This is a genomic window from Micromonospora sp. NPDC049201 (assembly GCF_055586805.1).
The window spans coordinates 241,360-263,107 of the sequence record NZ_JBVJHM010000007.1 but is presented as its reverse complement, the minus strand read 5'-3'; the positions used below and the strand labels follow the sequence as shown (position 1 = coordinate 263,107).

Genomic DNA, 21,748 nt, shown 5'->3' with positions numbered 1-21,748 from the left:
CTCCCGACGTGCAGTTTTCCAAACGTCACCGCCCGCCGCCGCCGACCGCCGCCCGGCCGAATCCGATCAGTTGTTGGGGTTGCGGGCCACCCGCAGCGTGACGTTCTGGTCGGTGACGCTGTCCAGGCTGACCTGGAAGCCGCCGACCTCGGTGGCCTGCTGGCCGGTGGTGAGCGAGAGCTGCTCCCCGGCCACCTCGACGGTGACCTGGTCGTCCTGCGCGCCGATGAGCTTGGCCTCGATGCCGAGGACGGTGGCGCTGGCGTCCACGCCACGGTCGAAGGTGATGGTGCAGGCGTCCAGGCCGCAGTCGGTGTCGGCGCCGTTGGAGCTGCAGCCGGCGAGCAACGCGGCGCCGAGGGCGAGACCGGCGAGCAGCCCGGCGGCACGACGGGTGGGGGTCGGGGGGAAGGTGGCGCGTCGGTTCGTCACCTCCCCAACGGTACGTGCTCGCCACCACCGCTCCCGGTCCCGCAGGCTAGGGTGCGGGGATGGCTTTTGATGTTGCCCGGGTGCGGGGGTCGTATCCCGCGCTGGGCGAGGGCTTCGCCCACTTCGACGGCGCCGGTGGCACCCAGACCCCGACCGGGGTGATCGAGGCGGTGGCCGACGCCATGCGCGCCGCCATGGGCAACCGCAGCACCGCCTTCCGGCCCGGCCGGCGCGCGCTGGAACTGGTCGCCGACGCCCGGGCCGCGGTCGCCGACCTGCTCGGCGCGGACCCGTCGGGCGTGGTGCTCGGGCCCAGCGCCACCGCGCTGAGCTACACGCTGGCCCGGACGCTGGGCGCCGGCTGGCGACCGGGCGACGAGGTGGTGGTCTCCCGGCTGGACCACGACGCCAACGTCCGGCCCTGGGTGCAGGCCGCCGAGGCGGCCGGCGCGACGGTGCGCTGGGCCGAGTTCGACCGGGCCACCGGTGAGCTGCCCGCCGGCCAGTACGCCGACCTGGTCGGCGAGCGCACCCGGCTGGTCGCGGTGACCGCCGGCAGCAACGCGGTCGGCACCGCGCCGGACGTGCCGGCGATCGCCAAGACCGCGCACGCGGTCGGCGCGCTGGTCTGCGTGGACGGGGTGCACTCGGTGCCGCACGGCCCCACCGACCTGGCCGCACTGGGCGCGGACGTGCTGGTCACCAGCGCGTACAAGTGGTCCGGCCCGCACCTGGCGGCGATGGTCGCCGACCCGGCGCGGTGGGCGGCGCTGCGCCCGGCGAAGCTGCTGCCCTCCGCCGACACGGTCCCGGACCGCTTCGAGTACGGCACGCCCAGCTTCCCGCTGCTGGCCGGCGTGACCGCCGCGGTGGACCACCTGGCGTCGCTCGACCCGGCCGCGACCGGCGACCGCCGGGCGCGGGTCCGCGCCGGCCTGTCCGCCGCCCAGGCGCACGAGGAGGCGGTCTTCGACCGGCTGCTCGCCGGGCTGGCCTCCCGACCCTTCGTCACCGTGTACGGCGCGCCCGCCCGGCGCTGCCCCACGGTGTCGTTCCGGGTGGCCGGGCGAACCCCGGCGGAGACCGCCGCGGCGCTCGGCGAGGCGGATCTCTGCCTCTCCTCCGGCGACTACTACGCGTACGAGTACTTCCAGGCCATGGGCCTGCGCGACAGCGGCGGCGCGGTGCGGGCCAGCGTCTACCACTACAACACCGTCGACGAGGTGGACCGGCTGCTGGCCGAACTCGACCGGCTGGCCGACGGCGAGGGGACAATGGTCCGGTGAGCTTCCTGGTCGAGGAGAACCCCGCCAAGCACCGCTTCGAGATCCTGGTCGACGACGCGCTGGCCGGCTTCACCGCGTACCTGCCGCGCGGTGAGGTGCTGGTCTTCACGCACACCGAGGTCGAGGACCGCTACCAGGGGCAGGGCGTGGGCGCCGCGCTGATCCGGGGCACGCTGGACCAGGTGCGCGCCAACGGTGGCCGGGTGGTGCCCCGCTGCCCGTTCATGGCCGCGTTCATCGAACGGCACCCGGACTACGCCGACCTGGTGGTCGACGCGCCCTGAGGCCCGGCCCGACCGGGGGACCTCCCCACCCGGCCGGGCCGGGAGTTCAGCGGACGCCGGCGAGCAGTTCGGCGGCGGCCCGGGCCGCCGCCGCGGTGGCGCCGTGGGTGGCCAGGTGCACCCGACCGGCGGCCAGCTCGGGCACGCCCAGCTCGACCACCACCGCGTCCGGGCGGGACGCCAGCGCCCGGGTCACCGCGTCCCGCATCCAGCCGTGCCGGTGCAGGTCGCGGACCACGAGCACCAGCGGCCGGTCGGCCGGGCCGGTGGCCGGGTCGGCCGGGACGGCGTCGGCGGCGTACCGGGCGGTGGTGGTGCCCGGCGTCAGGTGGGCCAGCGGCGCGGCGATCCCCCACGGGGTCTCCTCACCGATGGCGATGTTGCGGGGTGGCGCGAACTCCACCACGTGCGCCGGCCCGGCCAGCGGCAGCAGCCCGGCGTCACCGGTGACCCGGACGGCCCGGCGGGCGGCGGCCAGCCCGATCGGCGACCCGTCGGCGGCCGGCCGCCCACCGCTGCGGTGGGCGCGGGCGGCGACGCTCCACGCGGCGAGCTGACCGACCCGTTTCGCCGCCTCGGCCAGCCGCTCCTCCGGCAGCTCGCCGCGCACCACCGCGGCCACGATCGCGTCGCGCAGCTCACGGGCGTCGGCCTCGGTGGCCCGTTCCCCGCCCACGCAGATCGCGTCCGCGCCGGCGGCGAGCGCCCGCACCGCCGCCCCGGCGAAGCCGTACCGGTCGGACACCGCGCGCATCTCCACCGCGTCGGTCACCACCACGCCGTTGAAGCCCAACTCCTCGCGGAGCAGCCCGCCCAGGATGCGCGCGCTGAGCGTGGCCGGCAGTTCCTCGTCGAGCGCCGGCACCAGCAGGTGGCCGGTCATCACCGCCTGGACCCCGGCCGCCACCGCGGCGCGGAACGGGGCCAGCTCGACCGCGTCCAGCCGGGCCCGGTCGCCGCCGATGCGGGGCAGGTCGAGGTGGGAGTCGACCCGGGTGTCGCCGTGCCCGGGGAAGTGCTTGGCGCAGGCGGCGACGCCGCCGGCCTGGAGGCCGCGCACCCAGGCGGCGGTGTGCCGGGCGACCAGCTCGGGGTCGGCGCCGAACGAGCGCACCCCGATGACCGGGTTGGCCGGGTTGGAGTTGACGTCGGCGTCCGGGGCGTAGTCGAGCGTGATGCCGACCGCGGCCAACTCGGCGCCCAGGTCGCGGGCGACGTCCTCGGTCAGCGTCGCGTCGTCCACCGCGCCGAGCGCGAAGTTGCCGGGCCGCGAGCTGCCCCGGGCCGACTCGATCCGGGTGACGTCGCCGGCCTCCTCGTCGATCGCCACGATCACGTCCGGCCGCTCCGCCCGCAGGTTCGCCGTCAGCGTCGCGACCTGCTCGTGGTCGACGACGTTGCGGGCGAACAGGACCACCCCGCCGAGCCCCTCGCCGAGCCAACGGCAGACCCAGGGCGGCGGGGTGGTGCCGACGAACCCGGGTTGCAGGACGGCGGCGGCGAGCGCCGCCAGGTCTCCGGTCGCACCGACGATCCGCTCGCTCATCGGGCCGCCCTCATTCGCGACTGCGGGGCTCGCAAACCCGGCTCACTCCTCGCGCTCACGCTGTCGTACCCCCGTATCCCCACGGACCCGCCGGGGATCGACGGGTGCTGACATGGTCACACCGCGCAGCTAAATAGTCAACAATCCTTACTGTTAGCTGTTGGCGTCCCGACCCGCCCCGTGGGAGAGTTCGTCCATGCCCGCCCTGCCGCTCGCGGACGCCGCCGGCGCCGCCGACATCCCCGGCGTACGCCTGCTCGGCCTGGTGGTGGGCGCGATCTTCCTGCTGATCGCGATCCGCGCGATGTTCCGCCGCTGACACCCGGTTCGACAGGGGCCGCCGGGGTAGGGGTGTCGGTGTCCCGACACGGCGGAGGGTGAGGCGCATGAAGATCGGTTACTTCCTGTCCAGTGAGGAGTACACCCCGGCCGAGCTGCTGGCCCAGGCGCGCGGCGCCGAGCAGGCCGGCTTCGAGGCACTGTGGATCTCCGACCACTACCATCCGTGGGTCGACGCACAGGGCCAGAGCCCGTTCGTCTGGTCCACCATCGGCGCGCTCAGCCAGGTCTGCCGGCTGTCGGTGACCACCGCCGTCACCTGCCCCACCGTGCGCATCCACCCGGCGGTCGTCGCGCAGGCGGCGGCCACCAGCGCGGTGCTGCACGAGGGGCGCTTCGTGCTCGGAGTGGGCACCGGGGAGGCGCTGAACGAGCACATCCTCGGCGACGCCTGGCCGCAGACCGACGTGCGGCTGGAGATGCTGGCGGAGGCGGTCGAGGTGATCCGCGAGCTGTGGCGCGGCGACTTCGTCAACCACCGCGGCAGGCACTACACCGTGGAGCACGCCCGGATCTACACCCGCCCGGAGACGCCGCCGTCGATCTACGTCTCCGGTTTCGGGCCGAAGGCGATCGAGCTGGCCGCCCGGATCGGCGACGGGTACGTCAGCATGATGCCCGACGCCGAGATGGTGCGCCGGTTCCGCGACGCCGGCGGCGGCGACAAGCCGTGCCAGGGCGGCTTCAAGGCCGCGTACGCCGACACCGCCGACGAGGGCGCCCGGATCGCGTACGAGCGCTGGCCCAACGCGGGCGTGCCCGGCGAGCTGTCCCAGGTGCTCCCCTCGCCGCGCCACTTCGAGCAGGCCGCCGAGCTGGTCCGTCCGGAGCAGGTGCGGGAGGCGTTCGTCTGCGGCGCGGACGCCGACGCCCACCTGGAGATGATCGACAGGTACGCCAAGGCCGGGTTCGACGAGGTCTACGTGGCCAACACCGGCCCGCACTGGCAGGGCCTGTTCGACCTCTACCAGCGCGACGTGCTGCCCCGACTGCGGTGATCAGGGCAGCCGGTTTCGGGGTCGGAGTCCGGGGGTAGCTGAGGCGCTTGATGAAACTGACCAGGCACGCCACCACTCTGCGCCGCGCGGCGAAGAACCTGTTCGGCTGGACCGCGTTGCGGCCCAACCAGCTGGCCGCCATGCGCGCCGTCATGCAGCGCCACGACGCCCTGGTGGTGCTCCCCACCGGCGCCGGCAAGTCGGCGATCTACCAGATCCCGGCCAGCCTGATCCCCGGCCCGACCGTGGTCATCTCCCCGCTGCTCGCGCTCCAGCAGGACCAGATCGCCGCGCTCAACGAGCGGCAACGGCCCGAGCTGCGCGCGGTCCGGATCAGCTCGGACGAGAGCGCCGCGCAGCAGGCCGAGGCGATCGAGGACGTCCGGGCCGGCCGGGCCGAGTTCCTGTTCATCACGCCCGAGGCGCTGAGCAACCCGGACCGGCTGGCCGAGGTCCGCTCGCTGTCCCCGGCGCTGGTGGCGATCGACGAGGCGCACTGCATCTCGTCCTGGGGCCACGACTTCCGGCCGGACTACCTCGCGCTCGGCCACCTGATCGACGGGCTCGGCCGGCCGCCGGTGGTGGCGCTGACCGCCACCGCCTCGCCCCCGGTGCGCGACGACATCATCGCCCGGCTGCGGCTGCGCGAGCCCGAGGTGGTGGTCTCCGGGCTGGACCGGCCGAACCTGTTCCTCGAGGTGGCCCACTGCCCGACCGAGGACTACCGCTGGCGGCGGCTGGTCGCGCTGCTGCGCGACGACGAGCGGCCCGGCATCATCTACGTGCCGACCCGGCGCGCGGCCGAGGAACTGGCCGAGCGACTGACCAAGGCGGGCTTCCCGTCCGAGTTCTACCACGGCGGCATGCCCACCGCGGCGCGGCACGAGCTGCACGAGGCGTTCCTCGCCGACCGGGTGCCCATCATGGTGGCCACCTCGGCATTCGGCATGGGCATCGACAAGCCGAACATCGCCTGGGTGGTGCACATGGCGCTGCCCGACTCGCCGGACAGCTACTTCCAGGAGATCGGCCGCGCCGGCCGGGACGGCTCCCCGTCCCGGGTGCTGCTGCTGTGGCGCTCCGAGGACGTCGGCCTCCAGCGCTACTTCAGCGGCGGGCTGCCCGACGAGAAGGAACTGTCCGACCTGGCCGCGGTGCTGCGGAGCAAGGCCCGCACCCGCAAGGAACTGCGTGAGCTGACCGGGCTGGGCCCGCGCAAGCTCGGCCAGTACCTCTCCCTGCTGGAGCAGATCGGCGCCGCCGAGCCCCGCGCCCGGCAACGCGTCGGGGTGCCCCGCTACGCGCCGGACGCCGCCGAGGCCGGCCGGGCCGCGCGCGCCGAGGCCGAACGGCAGCAGACCGTGACCCGGTCGCGGACCGACATGATGCGCGCGTTCGCCGAGACCACCGGCTGCCGCGGGCAGGCGCTGCTGGCGTACTTCGGTGAGCAGATGAGCGAGGTCTGCGGCCACTGCGACAACTGCCACGCCGGCACCAGCGTGGCCAACGACGGCGCGGTCGGGCCGTTCCCGGTGCACAGTCAGGTCCGCCACGCCGAGTGGGGGTCGGGCCTGGTGCTCAGCTACGAGGAGGGCCGGATGACGGTGCTCTTCGACGAGGTGGGCTACAAGACGCTGTCCGTGCGCGTGGTGTCCGAACAGGGCCTGCTGGAGCTGGACTAGCCTGATCCGGGCACCGCGACGGTGCCCGTCGACAACGACGACCGCGGCGAAAGGAACCTGATCGTGATCGAGCAGCCGGCGTACACCCGGTTCGGCGTCTCGGACGAGGAGTGGGGGCTGCTGGTGGGGTTGCCGCAGTCGGTGCTCACCGCGGCGGCGGCCGCCGAGTCCGACGGCACCCGGCGCACCATGGCCGAGAACGCCGCCGGGCTGGAGACCATCGCCGCCGGCCGGGAGTCGGCCAGCCCGCTGGTGGCCGCCGTGGCCGGCGAGATCGTCTCCCGGGTCGGCGACCCGGAGACCGGCGCGGAGCTGCCGGTCATCACGCCGGACGACCCGACCGCGATGATCGAGGACGTGCTCACCCGGGCCGGCCAGGCCTCCGCCCTGCTCACCGGCAAGGTGGACGAGGGGCAGGCCGGAGCGTACCGGCACTGGCTGGTGGAGATCGCCGAGCAGGTGGTGGGCGCCGCCTCCACCGGCGGCATCCTGGGCATCGGCGGGGACGTGGTGAGCGACTCCGAGCGCCGGTTCCGGGACCGACTCTCCCACGTGCTCAACGACTGAACGTAGAGTTAACAGAGGCTTCCACGTTCGTCAATGACGGACGTCACGCCCCACGGGTGCCGCATTTCGGCCCCGTGGGGCGTCGTGTTTGTGGAGGGATGTCGACAGACCACGGGGGTCGTTCATGGACACACCGATGCAACCGCAGATCTTCGACACGGCGCAGATACCCGCCGCCGACCGTTTCGGGCTCTGGTTGGAGATGCTCGCCCGGACGCCCACGCTGATGCGGATCCGCACCGAGCACGCCGACAACTTCGAGGCGCGGGCCGAGTTCCTCGAACTGGGGCCGATCCAGCTCATCCGGCACCGCTACCCGCCACTGCACGGGATCCGGACCCGCAAGCTGATCAGCCGCTCCGACGCCGACTGCTACCTGCTGGCGCTGACGCTCAACGGCACCGGCATCGCCGACCAGGACGGGCAGCGGGGCATCTGTCCGCCCGGCGACCTCACCTTCTACGACTGTGCCCGGCCCCAGGAACTCACCCACCACGTCGACGGCGCCGACGACCGGTCCGCCGCGTCGATCGTGGCGCTCATCCCGTACGACGCGCTGCCGCTGCCGCACCGCCGGCTCACCCCGCTGTTCGCCAGCCGGATGTCCGGCGCCGAGGGGATCGGCGCCCTGCTGGCCGACTACCTCATCCGGATCACCAGCCATCCGGACCAGTACCACGCGGTCGACGCGGACCGGCTGGGCGGCGTCGCGCTCGACCTGACCGCCACGCTGCTCGGTCGCCACCTGGTCTCCGAGGAGGCGGTGCCGACCGAGGTCCGGCGCCGCGCGCTGCTCGCCCAGGTGCACGCGTACGTCCGGCAGCACCTCGGCGACGTGACGCTGGGCCCCGGCACGATCGCCGACGCCCACCACCTGTCGGTGCGGTCCCTGCACCGGATCTTCGAGGACGAGGAGACCACCGTCGCGGCGTACATCCGGGACGAGCGGCTGGCCCGGTGCCGGCGCGACCTCGCCGACCCGGCGCTGGCCGACCGGTCGATCCAGGTCATCGCCGGCCGCTGGGGGTTCCGGGACAAGGCCCACTTCAGCCGCGCCTTCCGGGCCACCCAGGCGGAGACACCGCAGGCGTTCCGGACGCGTCACCTCGAACAGGCACGGATCGTCAACAGCACGGCATCCGAAGTCAACTCGACCCGGACACAATGAACCCGGGCCGGCACCGGCGACGGTGACGACCCGCTGGTAACGGGGGGCCGTGGCGTGGCGCCCGCGGCAGTCCAGCCGCGGGCGGCCGCCCGGTGACCCCTCGCGCCGCATCGGACGGCACCCGGGTTCCGGCCCCGTCGTTTTCCCCCCAGGACCGACGGGGCCGGTCGGGGGATCAGTCGGCCGCCTCCTCCTCCAGCAGCGCCAGCACCGACTTCTCCACCGCCTCGCGCGGCATCTCCGGCTGTACCGGCGCCAGCACCCCGTCGTGGTACAGGTCGACCACGCGCGGGTCCACGTACGACGTGCGGGCCACCGTCGGCGTGTTGCCGAGCAGCTCGGCGACCGAGCGCATCACCTCCGTCACCGCCCGGCGGCGCGCGGTGACGGACCGCTGCGGGCCCACCGAGGCCAGCTCGGCGGCGGCCAGCACGGTAGCGTGCCAGGTGCGGAAGTCCTTCGCGGTCATCTCCCCACCGCTCGCGTCGCGCAGGTAGTCGTTCACCTCGTCGCTGCGCACATCGCGCCACGCGCGACCGTCCCAGTAGCCGAACAGCCGCTCCTGGGCGCGACGCCGCCGGCGCAGGTTGAGCAGCACCTGGCAGAGCTCCGCGTCCTCGACGCGGCGGACCTGGTCGATGCCGCCCTTGGCCGGGAACTCGAACACCACGCACCCGCCACGGGAGCGGGCGTGCTCCGGTCGCAGCGTCGCCACGCCGAACGTGGGGTCGTCGCCGGTCGCGTACTGGTCGCTGCCCACCCGGAACGCGCCCATGTCGAGCAGCCGGGCCACGGTGGCCAGCACCCGCTCCCGCCGAAGCCCACGCAGCGCCAGGTCGTGCGCGACCCGGTCCCGCAGCGCCGGCAGCCGGTGGGCCACCTCCAGCACGTGGTCGAACTTCGCCTCGTCCCGCTTGCGCCGCCACTGCGGGTGGTAGAGGTACTGCTTGCGGCCGGCCGCGTCGATGCCGGTGGCCTGGATGTGCCCGTTCGGGTGCGGCGAGAGCCACACGTCCCGCCAGGCGGGCGGGACCACCAGCTCGCGCAGGCGGGCCAGCACGTCGGCGTCGCGCACCGGTTCGCCCTTCACGTCCAGGAAGAGCCAGCCCTTGCCGCGCCGCCGCCGGGCGTACCCCGGCCGGCCCGGGTCGCTACGCCGCAACCGCACCGGAGACCCGTTCCACCTCGGCCACCGCCGCCACCACCTCGTCGATCCCGATGGCATCCAATGTCGGATGCGTTCCTACCCCGCCGGAACCGGTCGAATCCGGGTCGGATCCGGCGGCCTCGACGCGACCGAGCACCAGGTGCCGGCGGCGGTCCGGCGGTGGACCCCAGCGGGCCGCCGGCACCGGGCCGAACAGCACCACCGAGGCGGTGCGGTATCCGGTGGCGAGGTGCGCCACGCCGGTGTCGCCGCTCACCACCACGCGGGCGGCGGCCACCAGCGCGGCCAGCTCGGTCAGGCCGGTCCGCCCGGCCAGCACCGCCGTCGGCGGCAGGCCGGCGTCACGGGCCACCCGGGCGGCCAGCGCCCGCTCGTCGGCCGAACCGGTGAGCACCACCCGGTGGCCGGCCGTGGTCAGCGCCCGCGCCAGCCCCGCGAAGCGGTCCGCCGGCCAGCGCTTCGCCGGGACCTTGCTGCCCGGGTGCAGCACCGTCACCCCGGCCGGTACGCCGACCGCGGCCGGCCGCCGCAGCGCCAGGTCCCCGGCGTCCGCCGGCAGGCCGTACGCGTGCAGCAGCCGGCACCAGCGACGCACCTCGTGCTCGTCGGCGTCCCAGGCCGGGCCGTCGAGGTGGCCGGCCGGCGGGTTCCGGAAGGCGAGCAGCCGGCCCGGCCGGACGGCGGCCAGTGCCCGGTGCGACTCCGGTCCCCGACCGTGCAGGTTCACCGCCACCTCGGGCGGCGGCCCGGTCCACCGGATCCGGTCCGGTCCCGTGGTGGGCAGCACCCGGTCCACCGCCCCGGTCAGCGCCGCCAGCGGCGCCAACCAGGCCGGGGCCGCCAGCACCACCTCCCGGCCGGGCAGCCCGGCGCGCAGGCCGCGCAGCGCCGGGACCGCGGTGGCCAGGTCACCGACCCCGAGCGCGCGCAGCACCAGGATCACGGGTACGACGACTCCCGCTCGGCGCAGACCACCAGTTCGCGGACCGCGCAGCCGGCGGGCTGGGAGAGCGCGAACAGCACCGCGGCGGCGGTGTCGGCCGGCTCGTTGAGCACGGCGTCCGGCCCGGGCCGGTACTGCTCGTCGCGCTCGTCGAAGAACGCGGTGCGCATGCCGCCGGGGATCAGCAGCGTCACCCCGACCGCGCCGGCCAGTTCGGCGGCGAGCGCCCGGGTGAACCCGACCACCCCGAACTTCGCCGCGCAGTACGCGGTCGCGTCGCCGACCGCCTTGACGCCGAGCGTGGAGGCGACCGTGACGATGGTGCCCCGGGACTCCTCCAGGAAGGGCAGCGCGGCCCGGATCACCGCAGCGGTGGCGAGCAGATCCACCGTGACGATCCGTTCCCAGGTCTCCGCCGGCACGTCGGCCAGCTTCCCGGGCACGTCCAGGCCGGCGGCGGTGACCACGGCGTCCAGGCCGCCGGAGCGTTCCGCGAGGTCCCGGGTGGCGGCCTCGGCGGCCCGGGTGTCGGCCAGGTCGCACTCGACCCACGGCACCCCGTCGGCGGGGCGCTGCCGGTCCAGCACGAGCGGCCGGCCGCCGGCGCCGGCCACGGCCGCGACCACCGCCGCGCCGAGGCCACTGGACCCGCCGGTGACCAGCACGGTCGGCCCGGCACCGGGCCGGTTGCGAGGCGCGTTCATCGTGCTCCCTTCGCCGTGGACCGGACGACCGGCTCCGGACCGGTCTCCGCGACCGGGCCGGCCGGCCAGCCGGTGCTGCCGCGGCCGGCGCGGGCCGCGGCGATCATGTCGGTGGTGGACCGCCCGGCCAGGTACGGCACCACCACCGTGTGGCCGCCCCAGCGGGCCAGGATCGCCGACTCCGGCAGCGTCTCCGCGCCCCCGCCGCTGGCGTAGTCACCGCCCTTGACCCAGATGTCCGGACGCACCCAGGACAGCGCCGCGTGCGGGGTCGGCTCGTCGAAGACCAGCACCGCGTCGACGCAGCCGAGCGCCGCGAGCAGCCGGCTGCGGTCGCCCTGCGGCACCACCGGGCGCTCCGGCCCCTTGAGCCCGGCCACGCTCGCGTCGGAGTTGAGGCAGACCACCAGGCAGTCGCCGAGCTGCCGGGCCGCCTGGAGCGTCGCCACGTGCCCGGCGTGCAGCAGGTCGAAGCAGCCGCCGGTGGCCACCACGGTGCCGCCGGCGGCGCGTACCCGGGCCAGCACCTCGCCGGCGGCGACCGCGCCGATCCGGTCCCCGCCGGCGGCGACCGCCGTCGGGGCGACCGCCCGGACCGGCGCCGGCAACGCCGTGGTCACGCCCCCGCCGGCCACGTACGCGGACGCCTCGGCGACCGCCTCCTGCACCGCCTCGGACACCAGCGCCCCCCGGGCCAGCGCCAGCGTGGCCGCGGCGGCGAACCGGTCCCCCGCGCCGCAGGTGTCCCCCTCGGCGGGCGGCGCCGGAACCACCAGCGGGGTGGAGCCGGCGTGGCAGAGCAACGCGCCGTCCCCGCCCAACGTGACCGCGACCGCGCCGGCCTGCCAACGCCGGCGCAACGCCTGCGCGCTCCGGGACGCGTTCGCCAGCCGTGACCCGCCCGGCGGCGTCTTGGCCAGGTCCCGGGCCTCCGGCTCGTTCGGGGTGGCCAGGTGCACCCCGGGCACGGCCGCCGGGCCGCGCGGGTGCGGGTCCCACACCACCGGCGCCCGGGTGGCGGCCAGCGCGGCCCGCAACGCGGGCTGCCCGGCGACGCCCCGGCCGTAGTCGCTGACCAGCACCGCGGACGCGCCGGCGAGCAGCCGCCGCACGGCCTCGCCCGGCTCCCCCGGCACCCCGGCCGACCCGCCCCGGTCGTGGCGCAGCAGCACCCGCCCGCGCGCCCGCAGCCGGACCTTCTCCGGCGTGGCCCCGGCCAGCGGAAGCGCGTAGAGCTGCACCCCGGCGGCGGCGAGCAGGGTGCCCAGCCGGGCCCCGCCGGCGTCGTCGGCGACGGCGGTGACCAGCGCGACCTCGGCGCCCAGCGCGGCCGCGAACACGGCGGCCAGGCCGGCCCCGCCGGGGCGGTCGACGGACGCGGTCTCGTCGAGCACCGGCACCGGGGAGTCCGGGCAGAGCCGGTTCACCGCCCCCTCGACGTCCCGGTCCAGCAGCGTGTCACCGAGCACCACCACGGGTCCCGCCATGCTCGACCTCCTCATCGGGCCTGCACCTCCGGAGCCGGGTCGCCGAGCACCACCTCGACGCCGGTGCGCACCGGACCGGCCGGGGTCCGGGCGGCCAGCGCCGCCGGCAACGCCCGGTCGACGTACTCGCAGAGCACGTGCACGGCCACCAGGTGCAGTTCCTGCACCACCTGGGCGTCCGGTGAGTCGACCGCCAGCCGCTCGTGGCAGAGGTCGGCGAGGGGGTTGGGGGCGGGTCCGGTGAAGGCCCAGCAGCGCAGGCCGGTGTCGTGGGCGGCGTGGGCGGCGGTCAGGAGGTTGGTGCTGGTGCCGCTGGTGGAGAGCAGGAGGAGGTGGTCGTCGGGTCGGCCGTGGGCGCGGACCTGGCGGGCGAAGGCTTCGTCGTAGCCGTAGTCGTTGGCGATGGCGGTGAGGGCGCTGGTCTCGGCGTGCAGGGCGATCGCGGACAGGGGCTGACGGTCGTGGCGGAGCTTGCCGACGAGTTCGGCGGTGAGGTGTTGGGCCTCGGCGGCGCTGCCGCCGTTGCCGGCCACCAGCAACCGGCCGCCCGCGGCGAGGCGGTGCGCCAGCTCCCCGCCCCAGCGGGCGAGCAGGTGTTCCGCCTCGCGCAGCGGCGGCAACGCGCCGGCCAGCCGGGTCAGGTGGTCCGCCAGCACCGTCGCGCCGGCCGTCGGGGCGGCCGTCATCAGGCGACCACCCGGGTGGGTCGACGCACGCCGGCCACCTCGCCGTACAGCGCGCCGAGGCGCTCGGCCGCGGTGGCCCACGAGTAGCGGGTCCGGGCCCGTTCCAGCGCCGCCGTGGCGTAGGCGAAGCGGCGGATCCGGTCCCCCAGCAGGCCGCGGATCGCCGCGCCGAGCGCCGCCGGGTCGCGGGCCGGCACCAGGTCGCCGGTGCGGCCGGGCACCACCGTGTCGATCAGCCCGCCGACCGCGGTGCCGATCACCGGTACGCCGCAGGCCATCGCCTCCAGCGGGGTGAGCCCGAACGGCTCGTACCAGGGGGCGGCCACCAGCACGTCGGCGGACCGGTACCAGCGGCCCATCTCCTCCCGCGGCACGGCGCCGACCAGACGTACCCGGTCGGCGATGCCGAGCGACCGGGCCAGCGCCCGCAACCGCATCGCGTACGGGTCGGTCTCCAGCAGCCCGGCGGGCGGCCCGCCGACCACCACGCACTCGGCGTCCGGCACCAGCGCGGTGGCGCGGATGACGTCCTGGAAGCCCTTGCGCTCGACCAGCCGTCCGACGGTGAGGATGCGGGCCCGGCCGCCGTCGGCGTCGGCGACCGGGCCCAGCGGGTCGAAGGTGGACAGGTTCACCCCCGACGGGACGACGGTCATCCGGGACCGCGGCACCCCGAGCCGCACCAGTTCGGCGACCTCGTCCTGGCACTGGGCGACCACCCGGTCCACCGCGCGGCCCAACTCCCGTTCGTGGTCGACGCGGCCCGGCGGGCTGGTGTCCTGGGCGCCCTGGTGGCGGCGTTTGACGGTGCCGAGCGCGTGGTACGTCTGCACGATCGGCACGCCGGTGCGCCGGGCCGCCGCGAGCCCGGCCAGCCCGCTCATCCAGAAGTGCGCGTGCACCACCTCGGGCTGCCAGTCCTCGGTGCGCCACCGGTCCGTCAGCCAGTCGGAGAACGCCGGCATGTACGGCAGCAGGTCGTCCTTGGCCACCGGCTCGGCCGGGCCGGCGGGCACGTGCACCACCTCGTACCCGTCCGGGGCGGCCACGGTCACCGGCAGGTCCACCGCGTCGCGGCGGGTGTGCACGCGGACGTCGTGTCCGGCTGCCGCCAGCGCGGCGGAGAGTTCGGCGACGTGCGTGTTCTGGCCGCCGGCGTCCTCCCCGCCGAGGACGGCGAGCGGGCTGGCGTGTTCGGAGATCATCGCGATGCGCATACTTCCTCCTCCAGCAGCCGGTCCCAGTCGGCGAGGAAACGCTCCAGGCCGTAGCGGTCGCGGGCGGCGGCCCGGGCCGTGGCTCCCGCCCGGCGGGCCGCCGCCGGGTCGTCCAGCAGGCCCCGGGCGGCGTCGAGCAGCACGTCGACCCGGGTGGAGAGCACTCCGGCGTCCGGCGGTACCGCCTCGACGGCCTCGGTGGTGGCCAGCGCGACCACCGGCATGCCGATGGTCATGGCCTCGATCAGGCTGAGGCCGAGCGAGGTCCAGCGGCACAGGTGCAGGTAGGCGCGACGCTTGGCCAGCTCGGCGTGCATGGCGTGCTGCGGCACGTCGTCGTGGCTGGTCAGGCGGTCCTCGGGCAGCCCGAGGTGGGCGGCGAGCCCGGCCACCCGCATACCGTAGACGTCCAGCGGGGCGACCGCGGCGAACCGGGCGAGCAGGTCGGTGCCGGTGACCCGCCAGCGGCGTACCGGTTCGTTGATCACCACGGCGAGGCGGTCGAGTTCGCCGGTCCATTCGACGGCGGGTGCGACGACGCCGTGTTCCACCACGGTGGTGCGGGTGGCGCCGTTGTCCCAGAACAGTTCGTTGAATCCGGTGACGTGGGTGAGCAGCAGGTCGTCGCGGTCGGCCATCGGGTGGCGGGTGTTCGGCACGTCCCCCTTGGGGGTGTTGTGTTCGACGTAGACGGCCGGCAGGTCGCGGCCGGGCCGGCGGCCGAGCCACCGGGCGGCCAGGTCGAGTTCCTCGGGGCGTTGCAGGACGACCACGTCGACGTCGGTGGTGCGGAGCTGCTCCGCGGTGACCTCGACCGCGCTGTCGGGCCAGGGGTAGGTGCGCGCCCGGCCGAGTCCGTAGGCGTCGCGTGCCGGGTTGACCGGGATGAGGTAGCGGTGCTTGCCGTGCACGAACGAGGTGGTCCAGGACCCGTGCACGTGCCACAGCAGGATGTTCATCCGGCCACCCCGAGCAGCCGCAGCGCCTCCAGCACCCGGCCCGGCTCGACCGCGGAGAGGCAGGGGTGGCCGGGGACCGGGCAGGTGGTGGCGCGGGTGTCCCGGCAGGCCGCGCCCGCGTCGCCGAGGCGGACGGTCGGAACCCGGTACGGTCCCCACTGGCCGAACGGGACGGTGGGGGCGAACAGGCTGACCACCGGCACGCCCAGCGCGGCGGCCAGGTGCGCCGGACCGGTGTTGCCCACCACCAGCGCGGCGGCCCGGGCGATCACGGCGGCCAGCCCGGCCAGCCCGGTCCGACCACCCAGGTCGACGCCGCCGGCGGCGGCCACCCGCGCGGTCAGCTCCCGCTCGTCCGGCCCGCCGGTGACCACCACCCGGTGGCCGGCGGCGCCGAGCACCCGGACCACCCGGGTGGCCAGCTCGACCGGGCAGGCCCGGGTCTCCACCGAGGAGCCCGGGTGCAGCACCACGTAGCCGGGCGCTCCGGCCGCCGCCGGGACGGGCGGCAACCGGTCCGTGCGCAGGCGCAGCGCGGGTTCGTCATCCTCGGGCAGCGGGTAGCCGGCCGCGGCGGCGAGGGAGAGCGCGCGTTCGGGTTCGGGCACGCCGACCGGGACGCGGTGGCGCACGTCGAGCAGGGCGCCGGGGTAGTCGTCGCTGACGGCGCTGATCCGGGGCACGCCGGCCAGGCGCAGCAGCAGGGCCAGGGGCAGCGGGGACTGGTGGAAGCTGGTGAAGACGACCGCCTCGTCGGCGCGCACGGCGGCGAGCCGGTCGGTGAGCGCGCGGATGGCGGTGGGGTCGACCGGTGGGGCGGGGGCGTCGATCCAGGGCAACGGCCATTCGACGATCTCGTCGACGCCGGGCAGGAGCTCGGCGGCGGCCCGACCGCGGGGGCCGCAGAGCAGCACCACCCGGCGGGCGCCGGCCGCGACCGCCCGGATGCCGGGACCGGTGACCAGCACGTCCCCGGCCGCGTCGCTGCGGACCACCAGCACGGTGCCGGCGCGACGCCGAACCTCGGGCGCCGGCGCGGCCACCAGCCGCATCCGGGTCAGCACGGTGTCCACCGCGTCCGGCAGGTCGGCGGCGACGGTGGGCGCGGCGGCCACCTCGGCGGCCCGGGTGGCGGGCGTCGGCACCAGGACGCCGGCGGCGCCGGCCGCCGCGGCGGCGGCCATGTCGGCGCCGATGTCCCCGATCAGCACGCACCGGCTCGCCGTGGTGCCGAGCGCACGCGCGGCGGCGTGCACCAGCCCCGGCGCCGGCTTGCGGCAGCCGCACCGGTCCGGCTCCGCGTGCGGGCAGATCTGCCAGCTGTCGAACGGGCCGAGCAGCTCCTCGACCCGGGCGTTGACCCGGTGCAAGTCGTGCGCCGTGAAACAGCCCCGGGCCAGGCCGGACTGGTTGGTGACCACGGCCAGCCGCAGGCCGGCCGTGCGCAGCCGGTCCAGCGCCTCCCGGGCGCCCGGCACCGGCCGGACCTTCTCCGGGTCACCGTTGTACGGCACGTCCTCCACCAGCGTGCCGTCGCGGTCCAGCAGCACCGCCTCGTACAGGCCGGACGGGAGCCGGTCAGCACCCGGGTAAACCCGGGCTGACCTGCACTGATCCCGCTCGTGGTCCCGTCGCACGGGCGGCGGGTTCCCGACCCCCCGAGGAGTAAACGTCAGCCCCGGTTACCCGCCGCCTCCGAGAAGCTAACCCGGCTGCCGTTAGCGACGGCCGGCCCGGGGTACCGGACACTCGTGGCGGTTGTGGAAAAAGTGATCGATGCGTCCCCGGACCGGGTCTTCGAGGTGCTGGCCGACGGCTGGACGTACAGCGACTGGGTGGTGGGCACCGCCCACGTGCGGGACGTGGACGACACCTGGCCCCGGGTGGGCAGCCGGTTGCACCACCGGGCCGGCCCGTGGCCGTTCTCCCTCCAGGACAAGTCCACCGTGCTGGAGTGTCAGGCGCCGCACCGGCTGGTGCTGCGCGCCGGGCTCTGGCCGGCCGGCGAGGCGGTCGTGGCGTTCGTCCTGGAGCCGTTGGACGACGGCCGGACCCGGGTCATCCTCGGCGAGGACTTCGCGGCCGGACCGCTGCGGTGGGTCCGGACCAAGCTGAACGACCTTGTGCTGCATCTACGGAACCGGGAGACGCTGGCCCGGCTCTCCGACATCGCGACGCGGCAGAAGTCGGAGCGGTGAGCGGTCGATCGCGGGGCGTCTGTGCGGACGCCGGAAAGCGGACTGGCTACCCTCTGAGGTGAACCTGTCGGCCGACCGAGGAAGTCCGTGATGATCGAACCCGTGCACTTGCCCTCCCCGTGGGCGGACGCGCGCCTGACCGTCGTCGTTCCGACCTACAACGAGGCGGGCAACCTCCCGGTGCTGGTCGAGCGCCTCCTCGCGCTGCCGCTGCCCGGGTTGAAGGTGCTCGTCGCGGACGACAACTCCCCCGACGGCACCGGCGAGGTCGCCGACAAGCTGGCCATCGAGCACCCGGACCGGGTGCTGGTGGTGCACCGCCCCGGCAAGGAGGGCCTCGGCCGGGCGTACGTGGACGGCATCGGCCGCGCGATCGACGACGGCGCGGAGTACGTCGCCCAGATGGACGCGGACATGTCGCACCCGCCGGAGGCGCTGCCCGGCATGCTCGGCGCGCTGCTCTCCACCCAGGCGTCCGTGGTCATCGGCTCCCGCTACGTGCCCGGTGGTGAGCTGGACGAGAACTGGCCGCTCTACCGCCGCGCCCTCAGCGGCTGGGCCAACCTCTACGTGCACACGCTGCTGCGGGTGCGGATCCGCGACCTGACCGCCGGCTTCAAGATCTGGCGGGCCGACGCGTTGCGCGCCATCGGGCTGGACCGGGTGCAGTCCAACGGTTACAGCTTCCAGGTGGAGATGCACTACCTCGCCACGAAGCTGGGTCACACCATCCTGGAGGTGCCGATCCGCTTCGAGGAGCGTCGCGAGGGCGACTCGAAGATGACCACGGCCACCAAGATCGAGAGCGCGCTGATGCCCTTCAAGCTGCGCACCCGTCACCGCGACATCGGCTCCTGACCCCTCCCCCCTCCCTCTTCTCCCGGCAGATTCACGGAAAGAGTGCCTATCCGGACCGCGATGGGCACTCGTTCCGTGAATCTGCGCGCTACAGGGGCGGGGTGGGGGGCGCGGGGCGTCAGGGGTAGAGGGTGCGGTGGGCGGCGGCGATCGTTCGGGCGTACACCTGGCCGGTGAACGCGCGGTCGCGGGCCAGCGCGGCGCGGGCGGCGTTCGCGCCCGGCGCACCGTGCACCCCGCCGCCCGGGTGGGCCGAGGCACTGGCCAGGTAGAGCCGGTCCACCGGGGTGTCCGCCCGGCCGAGTCCCGGGATCGGTCGCAGGAAGAGCTGCTGGTACGCGGCCGCGGTGCCGCCGCCCAACGCGCCGCCCACCAGGCTCGGCTCGGCCGCCTCCAGATCGGCCGGACCGGCCACGTGCCGCCCGACGACGGACGCGCGGAAGCCCGGCGCGGCGGCCTCCAGCACCTCCTCCATCCGCTCCACGTGCCCGGCGATCTCCTCGGCCCGCCAGTTCCGGCGGAACGGGAGGTGGGTGTAGGACCACAGCGACTCGGTGCCCGGCGGCGAGTGGCTCGGGTCGGCCACCGTCATCTGCCCGACCAGCAGGAACGGATCCGTCGGGACCTCGCCCCGGGCCAGTGCCGCGGCGTACGTGGTGAGGCCGTCCAGGTCCGCGCCGAGGTGCACGGTGCCGGCGCCGGCGACGTCCCGGTTCCGCCACGGCACCGGTGCCGACAGCGCCCAGTCGACCTTGAGCGTGGAGCCGTCCCACTTGAAGTGCGCCAGGTCCTCGACCAGCCGGGGCGGCAGCGCCGCCGCGCCGACCAGGTCCAGGTAGAGCGCCGGGGCGGGGACGTCGGCGAGCACGGCGCGGCGCGCCCGCCAGTCCGCCCCGTCCGCGGTCCGCGCCCCCATGGCGCGGCCCCGGGCGGTGAGCACCCGCTCGACCCGGGCGTCGTACTCGATCCGGCCGCCGCGCGCCACCAGCCGGGCCACCAGCGCGTCGGTGATCCGCTGCGCGCCGCCCACCGGCACCGGCCAGCCGACCTGCTGGCCGAGCATGGCGAGCAGCCAGCCGTACACGCCGGAGCCGGCCTCCTCCGGGGACAGGTCGGTGTGCAGCGCGCAGCCGGCCAGCAGCGCCGGCCCGCCCTCGCCCTGGAAGAGTTCCGCGCCGAGCTTGCGCACCGGCAGCACGAGCCGGCGGGCCAGCCGCAGCGCCCCGGCGACCCGCAGCCGGCGCAGCAGGCCCACCCCGCCGCGGACCGGTGGGAACGGGCTGGTGATGGCGTCCAGCATCGGCTCCGCCACCTGGAGCCAGTCGGTGTACGCGTGCCGCCAGCGCTCCCCGTCGCCGGGGGCGAACGCCTCCAGCGACGCGGCGGTGGTGTCCAGGTCGCGGTTGACCACCGCGGCCCGCCCGTCGGGGAGCAGGTGCGCCAGCACGTCGGGCGCGTTGGTCCAGGACAGGCCGTGGCGGTCCAGGTCCAGCCCGCGCAGCACCGGGGAGGCGAAGCCGAGCGGGTAGAAGGAGCTGTACAGGTCGCTGAGGTAGCCCGGGGCGGTCACGTGCGCGGAACGCACCGCGCCGCCGGGCGCCTCGGTGGCCTCCAGGACCAGCACGTCCCAGCCCGCGTCGGCCAGGAGGTTGGCCGCCACCAACCCGTTGTGCCCGGCCCCGATGACGACGGCGTCGGCGGTGGAAGTCATCCGATCCGCCTACCCGGCCGGTGACCGGGCAAAACGCGTTTGTCCGGCCCGGACCGGGGCAACCACGGGCATGTACACGGTTGCGCAGCTCATAGGTGGGGTGTGGGGCGCCGGGGGCGAGGGCGGCGAGCTGGTCGTCCACGACCCGGCCGACGGGACGCCGGTGACCCGGGCGCCGGTGGCCGGCGTGGACGAGGTGGCCAAGGCGGTGGAGGCGGCCCGGGGCGCGGCGGCGGAGTGGGCGGCGACCGCCCCGGCCGAGCGGGCCGCCGCGCTGCACCGGGCCGCGGACGCGGTCGAGGCGGCGGCCGACGAGCTGGCCGAGGCGACCACTGCGGAGATGGGCAAGCCGCTCGACGACGCCCGCGGCGGCGTGGCGGCGGGCGTCGGCACGCTCCGGCAGTACGCCGAGCTGGCCCCGCTGCGGGGCGGCCGGACGCTGCACGGCGGCCACGCGGCGGTGGACTTCATGGCCCCGGAACCGCGCGGCGTGGTCGCCGCGATCACGCCGTGGAACGATCCGGTGGCGGTCTCCTGCGGCCTGCTCGGCGCGGCGCTGGTGACCGGCAACGTGGTGGTGTTCAAGCCGAGCGAACGCACCCCGGGCACCGGCTGGCTGCTGGCCCGGGCGCTGGACTCGGCGTTGCCGGCCGGCGTGCTGTCGTTGCTGACCGGCGGCGGCGAGGTGGGCGCGACGCTGGCCGGGCAGGAGCTGGACGTGGTGGCCCACGTGGGCTCGACCGCCGCCGGCCGGGCGATCGCCGCCGCGGGCGCGCGGACCGGCGCCAAGGTGCTGCTGGAGAACGGCGGCAGCGACCCGCTGCTGGTGGACGCCGACGTCGACCCGGTCTGGGCGGCCGAGCAGGCGGCGCTGGGCTGCTTCGCCAACGCCGGGCAGATCTGCGTCGCGGTGGAACGCGTCTACGTGCACCGCGACGTCGCGGCGGAGTTCGTCGACGCGTTGGTGGCCCGCGCCGAGGCGCTCGTCGTGGGCCCCGGCCGCGACCCGGGGACCCGGCTCGGCCCGCTCGTCGACCGGCGGCACCGGGACCACGTACACGGGCAGGTCACCGCCGCGGTGGCGCAGGGCGCCCGGATCCGCACCGGGGGCGCGGCGCCGGACGGGCCGGGCGCGTTCTACCCGGCCACGGTGGTGGACGGCTGCCGGCACGAGATGGCGCTGGTGCGCGAGGAGACGTTCGGCCCGGTCGCGCCGGTGGTGGTGGTCGACTCGTTCGACGAGGGACTGCGGTGCGCGGCCGACTCGCCGTACGGGCTGGCGGCCACCGTGCTGACCGGCTCGATGAGCCACGCGCAGCGGGCCTGGCGGGAGCTGCCGGTGGGCACCGTCAAGGTCAACGCCGTGTTCGGTGGCGCGCCGGGCGGGGCCGCCCAGCCGCGCCGGGGCAGCGGCCAGGGCTTCGGGTACGGCCCGGAGCTGCTCGACGAGTTCAGCACCGTGAAGGTGGTCCACCTGGAGGCGCCGGGCGGCGGCCACTGGTGAGCACCCGCACG

At 75.6% G+C, this 21,748-nt stretch carries 21 protein-coding genes; 10 read left to right on the top strand and 11 right to left on the bottom strand.

What is annotated here, in order from left to right:
- Window positions 1-66 precede the first annotated feature (66 nt).
- On the bottom strand, window positions 67-432 hold the full coding sequence (locus ACZ6O5_RS17270) for a hypothetical protein (protein WP_465978237.1): 366 nt from the start codon (window positions 430-432) through the stop codon (window positions 67-69).
- A gap of 59 nt (window positions 433-491) precedes the next feature.
- On the opposite strand from ACZ6O5_RS17270, the gene ACZ6O5_RS17265 reads away from it, so the two are divergent.
- Together ACZ6O5_RS17265 and ACZ6O5_RS17260 are read left to right on the top strand one after the other, a co-directional pair.
- A complete protein-coding gene (locus ACZ6O5_RS17265; protein ID WP_465978236.1) occupies window positions 492-1,718 on the top strand; it encodes a cysteine desulfurase-like protein in 1,227 nt (408 codons plus the stop codon).
- Entirely contained in the window at window positions 1,715-2,002 is a 288-nt protein-coding gene (locus ACZ6O5_RS17260; RefSeq protein WP_281939550.1) for a GNAT family N-acetyltransferase, read from the top strand. Before ACZ6O5_RS17265 ends, ACZ6O5_RS17260 begins: the two co-directional genes overlap by 4 nt.
- 46 nt (window positions 2,003-2,048) lie before the next feature.
- On the opposite strand, the gene ACZ6O5_RS17255 is transcribed toward ACZ6O5_RS17260, so the two are convergent.
- Window positions 2,049-3,548, bottom strand: coding sequence for a glycoside hydrolase family 3 protein (locus ACZ6O5_RS17255; protein WP_465978233.1), 1,500 nt, complete (start codon window positions 3,546-3,548; stop codon window positions 2,049-2,051).
- A gap of 196 nt (window positions 3,549-3,744) precedes the next feature.
- Between ACZ6O5_RS17255 and ACZ6O5_RS17250 the strand changes: the two genes are divergently transcribed.
- The 5 genes from ACZ6O5_RS17250 to ACZ6O5_RS17230 all read left to right on the top strand — a co-directional run bounded on the left by ACZ6O5_RS17250 (window position 3,745) and on the right by ACZ6O5_RS17230 (window position 8,302).
- A complete protein-coding gene (locus tag ACZ6O5_RS17250) occupies window positions 3,745-3,867 on the top strand; it encodes a hypothetical protein (protein WP_465978231.1) in 123 nt (40 codons plus the stop codon).
- 67 nt (window positions 3,868-3,934) lie between these two features.
- Window positions 3,935-4,885: a TIGR03557 family F420-dependent LLM class oxidoreductase gene (locus ACZ6O5_RS17245; protein WP_465978229.1), complete on the top strand. Its 951-nt coding sequence runs from the start codon at window positions 3,935-3,937 to the stop codon at window positions 4,883-4,885.
- 50 nt (window positions 4,886-4,935) lie between these two features.
- Complete coding sequence (locus ACZ6O5_RS17240; RefSeq protein ID WP_281939546.1) at window positions 4,936-6,567, top strand: RecQ family ATP-dependent DNA helicase; 1,632 nt, start codon at window positions 4,936-4,938, stop codon at window positions 6,565-6,567.
- A gap of 63 nt (window positions 6,568-6,630) precedes the next feature.
- Window positions 6,631-7,134: a hypothetical protein gene (locus ACZ6O5_RS17235; RefSeq protein WP_357300455.1), complete on the top strand. Its 504-nt coding sequence runs from the start codon at window positions 6,631-6,633 to the stop codon at window positions 7,132-7,134.
- Window positions 7,135-7,270: 136 nt separating this feature from the next.
- On the top strand, window positions 7,271-8,302 hold the full coding sequence (locus tag ACZ6O5_RS17230) for an AraC-like ligand-binding domain-containing protein (RefSeq protein WP_465978227.1): 1,032 nt from the start codon (window positions 7,271-7,273) through the stop codon (window positions 8,300-8,302).
- A gap of 175 nt (window positions 8,303-8,477) precedes the next feature.
- Here ACZ6O5_RS17230 and ACZ6O5_RS17225 read toward each other — a convergent pair whose 3' ends face one another.
- From ACZ6O5_RS17225 to ACZ6O5_RS17190, 8 genes are read right to left on the bottom strand one after another with little or no spacing between them, the layout of a single operon-like run.
- Window positions 8,478-9,470, bottom strand: a complete 993-nt coding sequence (locus ACZ6O5_RS17225; RefSeq protein ID WP_465978225.1) for a DNA topoisomerase IB — start codon at window positions 9,468-9,470, stop codon at window positions 8,478-8,480.
- On the bottom strand, window positions 9,454-10,413 hold the full coding sequence (locus ACZ6O5_RS17220; protein WP_465978223.1) for a glycosyltransferase family 9 protein: 960 nt from the start codon (window positions 10,411-10,413) through the stop codon (window positions 9,454-9,456). Before ACZ6O5_RS17220 ends, ACZ6O5_RS17225 begins: the two co-directional genes overlap by 17 nt.
- The gene (locus ACZ6O5_RS17215) at window positions 10,410-11,117 is read right to left on the bottom strand and encodes an SDR family oxidoreductase (protein ID WP_357300461.1); all 708 of its coding nucleotides are present in this window, start codon (window positions 11,115-11,117) and stop codon (window positions 10,410-10,412) included. Before ACZ6O5_RS17215 ends, ACZ6O5_RS17220 begins: the two co-directional genes overlap by 4 nt.
- Window positions 11,114-12,604: a PfkB family carbohydrate kinase gene (locus ACZ6O5_RS17210; RefSeq protein WP_465978220.1), complete on the bottom strand. Its 1,491-nt coding sequence runs from the start codon at window positions 12,602-12,604 to the stop codon at window positions 11,114-11,116. Before ACZ6O5_RS17210 ends, ACZ6O5_RS17215 begins: the two co-directional genes overlap by 4 nt.
- An 11-nt stretch (window positions 12,605-12,615) precedes the next feature.
- A complete protein-coding gene (locus ACZ6O5_RS17205) occupies window positions 12,616-13,290 on the bottom strand; it encodes a D-sedoheptulose-7-phosphate isomerase (RefSeq protein ID WP_465978219.1) in 675 nt (224 codons plus the stop codon).
- Entirely contained in the window at window positions 13,290-14,507 is a 1,218-nt protein-coding gene (locus ACZ6O5_RS17200) for a glycosyltransferase (RefSeq protein WP_465978217.1), read from the bottom strand. The genes ACZ6O5_RS17205 and ACZ6O5_RS17200 overlap by 1 nt, the downstream gene beginning before the upstream one ends.
- The gene (locus tag ACZ6O5_RS17195; RefSeq protein ID WP_465978215.1) at window positions 14,492-15,466 is read right to left on the bottom strand and encodes a glycosyltransferase; all 975 of its coding nucleotides are present in this window, start codon (window positions 15,464-15,466) and stop codon (window positions 14,492-14,494) included. Before ACZ6O5_RS17195 ends, ACZ6O5_RS17200 begins: the two co-directional genes overlap by 16 nt.
- A complete protein-coding gene (locus ACZ6O5_RS17190; protein ID WP_465978214.1) occupies window positions 15,463-17,103 on the bottom strand; it encodes an HAD-IIIA family hydrolase in 1,641 nt (546 codons plus the stop codon). The genes ACZ6O5_RS17195 and ACZ6O5_RS17190 overlap by 4 nt, the downstream gene beginning before the upstream one ends.
- A 114-nt stretch (window positions 17,104-17,217) precedes the next feature.
- Between ACZ6O5_RS17190 and ACZ6O5_RS17185 the strand changes: the two genes are divergently transcribed.
- Entirely contained in the window at window positions 17,218-17,664 is a 447-nt protein-coding gene (locus ACZ6O5_RS17185; RefSeq protein WP_465978212.1) for an SRPBCC family protein, read from the top strand.
- A gap of 90 nt (window positions 17,665-17,754) precedes the next feature.
- Complete coding sequence (locus ACZ6O5_RS17180) at window positions 17,755-18,522, top strand: polyprenol monophosphomannose synthase (RefSeq protein ID WP_465978210.1); 768 nt, start codon at window positions 17,755-17,757, stop codon at window positions 18,520-18,522.
- 118 nt (window positions 18,523-18,640) lie between these two features.
- On the opposite strand, the gene ACZ6O5_RS17175 is transcribed toward ACZ6O5_RS17180, so the two are convergent.
- Window positions 18,641-20,233: a phytoene desaturase family protein gene (locus tag ACZ6O5_RS17175; RefSeq protein ID WP_465978208.1), complete on the bottom strand. Its 1,593-nt coding sequence runs from the start codon at window positions 20,231-20,233 to the stop codon at window positions 18,641-18,643.
- A 70-nt stretch (window positions 20,234-20,303) separates the two neighbouring features.
- Between ACZ6O5_RS17175 and ACZ6O5_RS17170 the strand changes: the two genes are divergently transcribed.
- A complete protein-coding gene (locus ACZ6O5_RS17170; RefSeq protein WP_465978206.1) occupies window positions 20,304-21,737 on the top strand; it encodes an aldehyde dehydrogenase family protein in 1,434 nt (477 codons plus the stop codon).
- Window positions 21,738-21,748: the final 11 nt, after the last annotated feature.

What these genes read in the sequence shown, in the direction of transcription:
- ACZ6O5_RS17200 (WP_465978217.1), bottom strand. Translation starts at nt 14,507, where the DNA reads ATGCGCATCGCGATGATCTCCGAACACGCCAGCCCGCTCGCCGTCCTC.
- ACZ6O5_RS17195 (WP_465978215.1), bottom strand. Translation starts at nt 15,466, where the DNA reads ATGAACATCCTGCTGTGGCACGTGCACGGGTCCTGGACCACCTCGTTC.
- ACZ6O5_RS17175 (WP_465978208.1), bottom strand. Translation starts at nt 20,233, where the DNA reads ATGACTTCCACCGCCGACGCCGTCGTCATCGGGGCCGGGCACAACGGG.
- ACZ6O5_RS17245 (WP_465978229.1), top strand. Translation starts at nt 3,935, where the DNA reads ATGAAGATCGGTTACTTCCTGTCCAGTGAGGAGTACACCCCGGCCGAG.
- ACZ6O5_RS17265 (WP_465978236.1), top strand. Translation starts at nt 492, where the DNA reads ATGGCTTTTGATGTTGCCCGGGTGCGGGGGTCGTATCCCGCGCTGGGC.
- ACZ6O5_RS17210 (WP_465978220.1), bottom strand. Translation starts at nt 12,604, where the DNA reads ATGGCGGGACCCGTGGTGGTGCTCGGTGACACGCTGCTGGACCGGGAC.
- ACZ6O5_RS17215 (WP_357300461.1), bottom strand. Translation starts at nt 11,117, where the DNA reads ATGAACGCGCCTCGCAACCGGCCCGGTGCCGGGCCGACCGTGCTGGTC.
- ACZ6O5_RS17255 (WP_465978233.1), bottom strand. Translation starts at nt 3,548, where the DNA reads ATGAGCGAGCGGATCGTCGGTGCGACCGGAGACCTGGCGGCGCTCGCC.
- ACZ6O5_RS17180 (WP_465978210.1), top strand. Translation starts at nt 17,755, where the DNA reads ATGATCGAACCCGTGCACTTGCCCTCCCCGTGGGCGGACGCGCGCCTG.
- ACZ6O5_RS17250 (WP_465978231.1), top strand. Translation starts at nt 3,745, where the DNA reads ATGCCCGCCCTGCCGCTCGCGGACGCCGCCGGCGCCGCCGACATCCCC.
- ACZ6O5_RS17240 (WP_281939546.1), top strand. Translation starts at nt 4,936, where the DNA reads ATGAAACTGACCAGGCACGCCACCACTCTGCGCCGCGCGGCGAAGAAC.
- ACZ6O5_RS17170 (WP_465978206.1), top strand. Translation starts at nt 20,304, where the DNA reads ATGTACACGGTTGCGCAGCTCATAGGTGGGGTGTGGGGCGCCGGGGGC.
- ACZ6O5_RS17230 (WP_465978227.1), top strand. Translation starts at nt 7,271, where the DNA reads ATGCAACCGCAGATCTTCGACACGGCGCAGATACCCGCCGCCGACCGT.
- ACZ6O5_RS17205 (WP_465978219.1), bottom strand. Translation starts at nt 13,290, where the DNA reads ATGACGGCCGCCCCGACGGCCGGCGCGACGGTGCTGGCGGACCACCTG.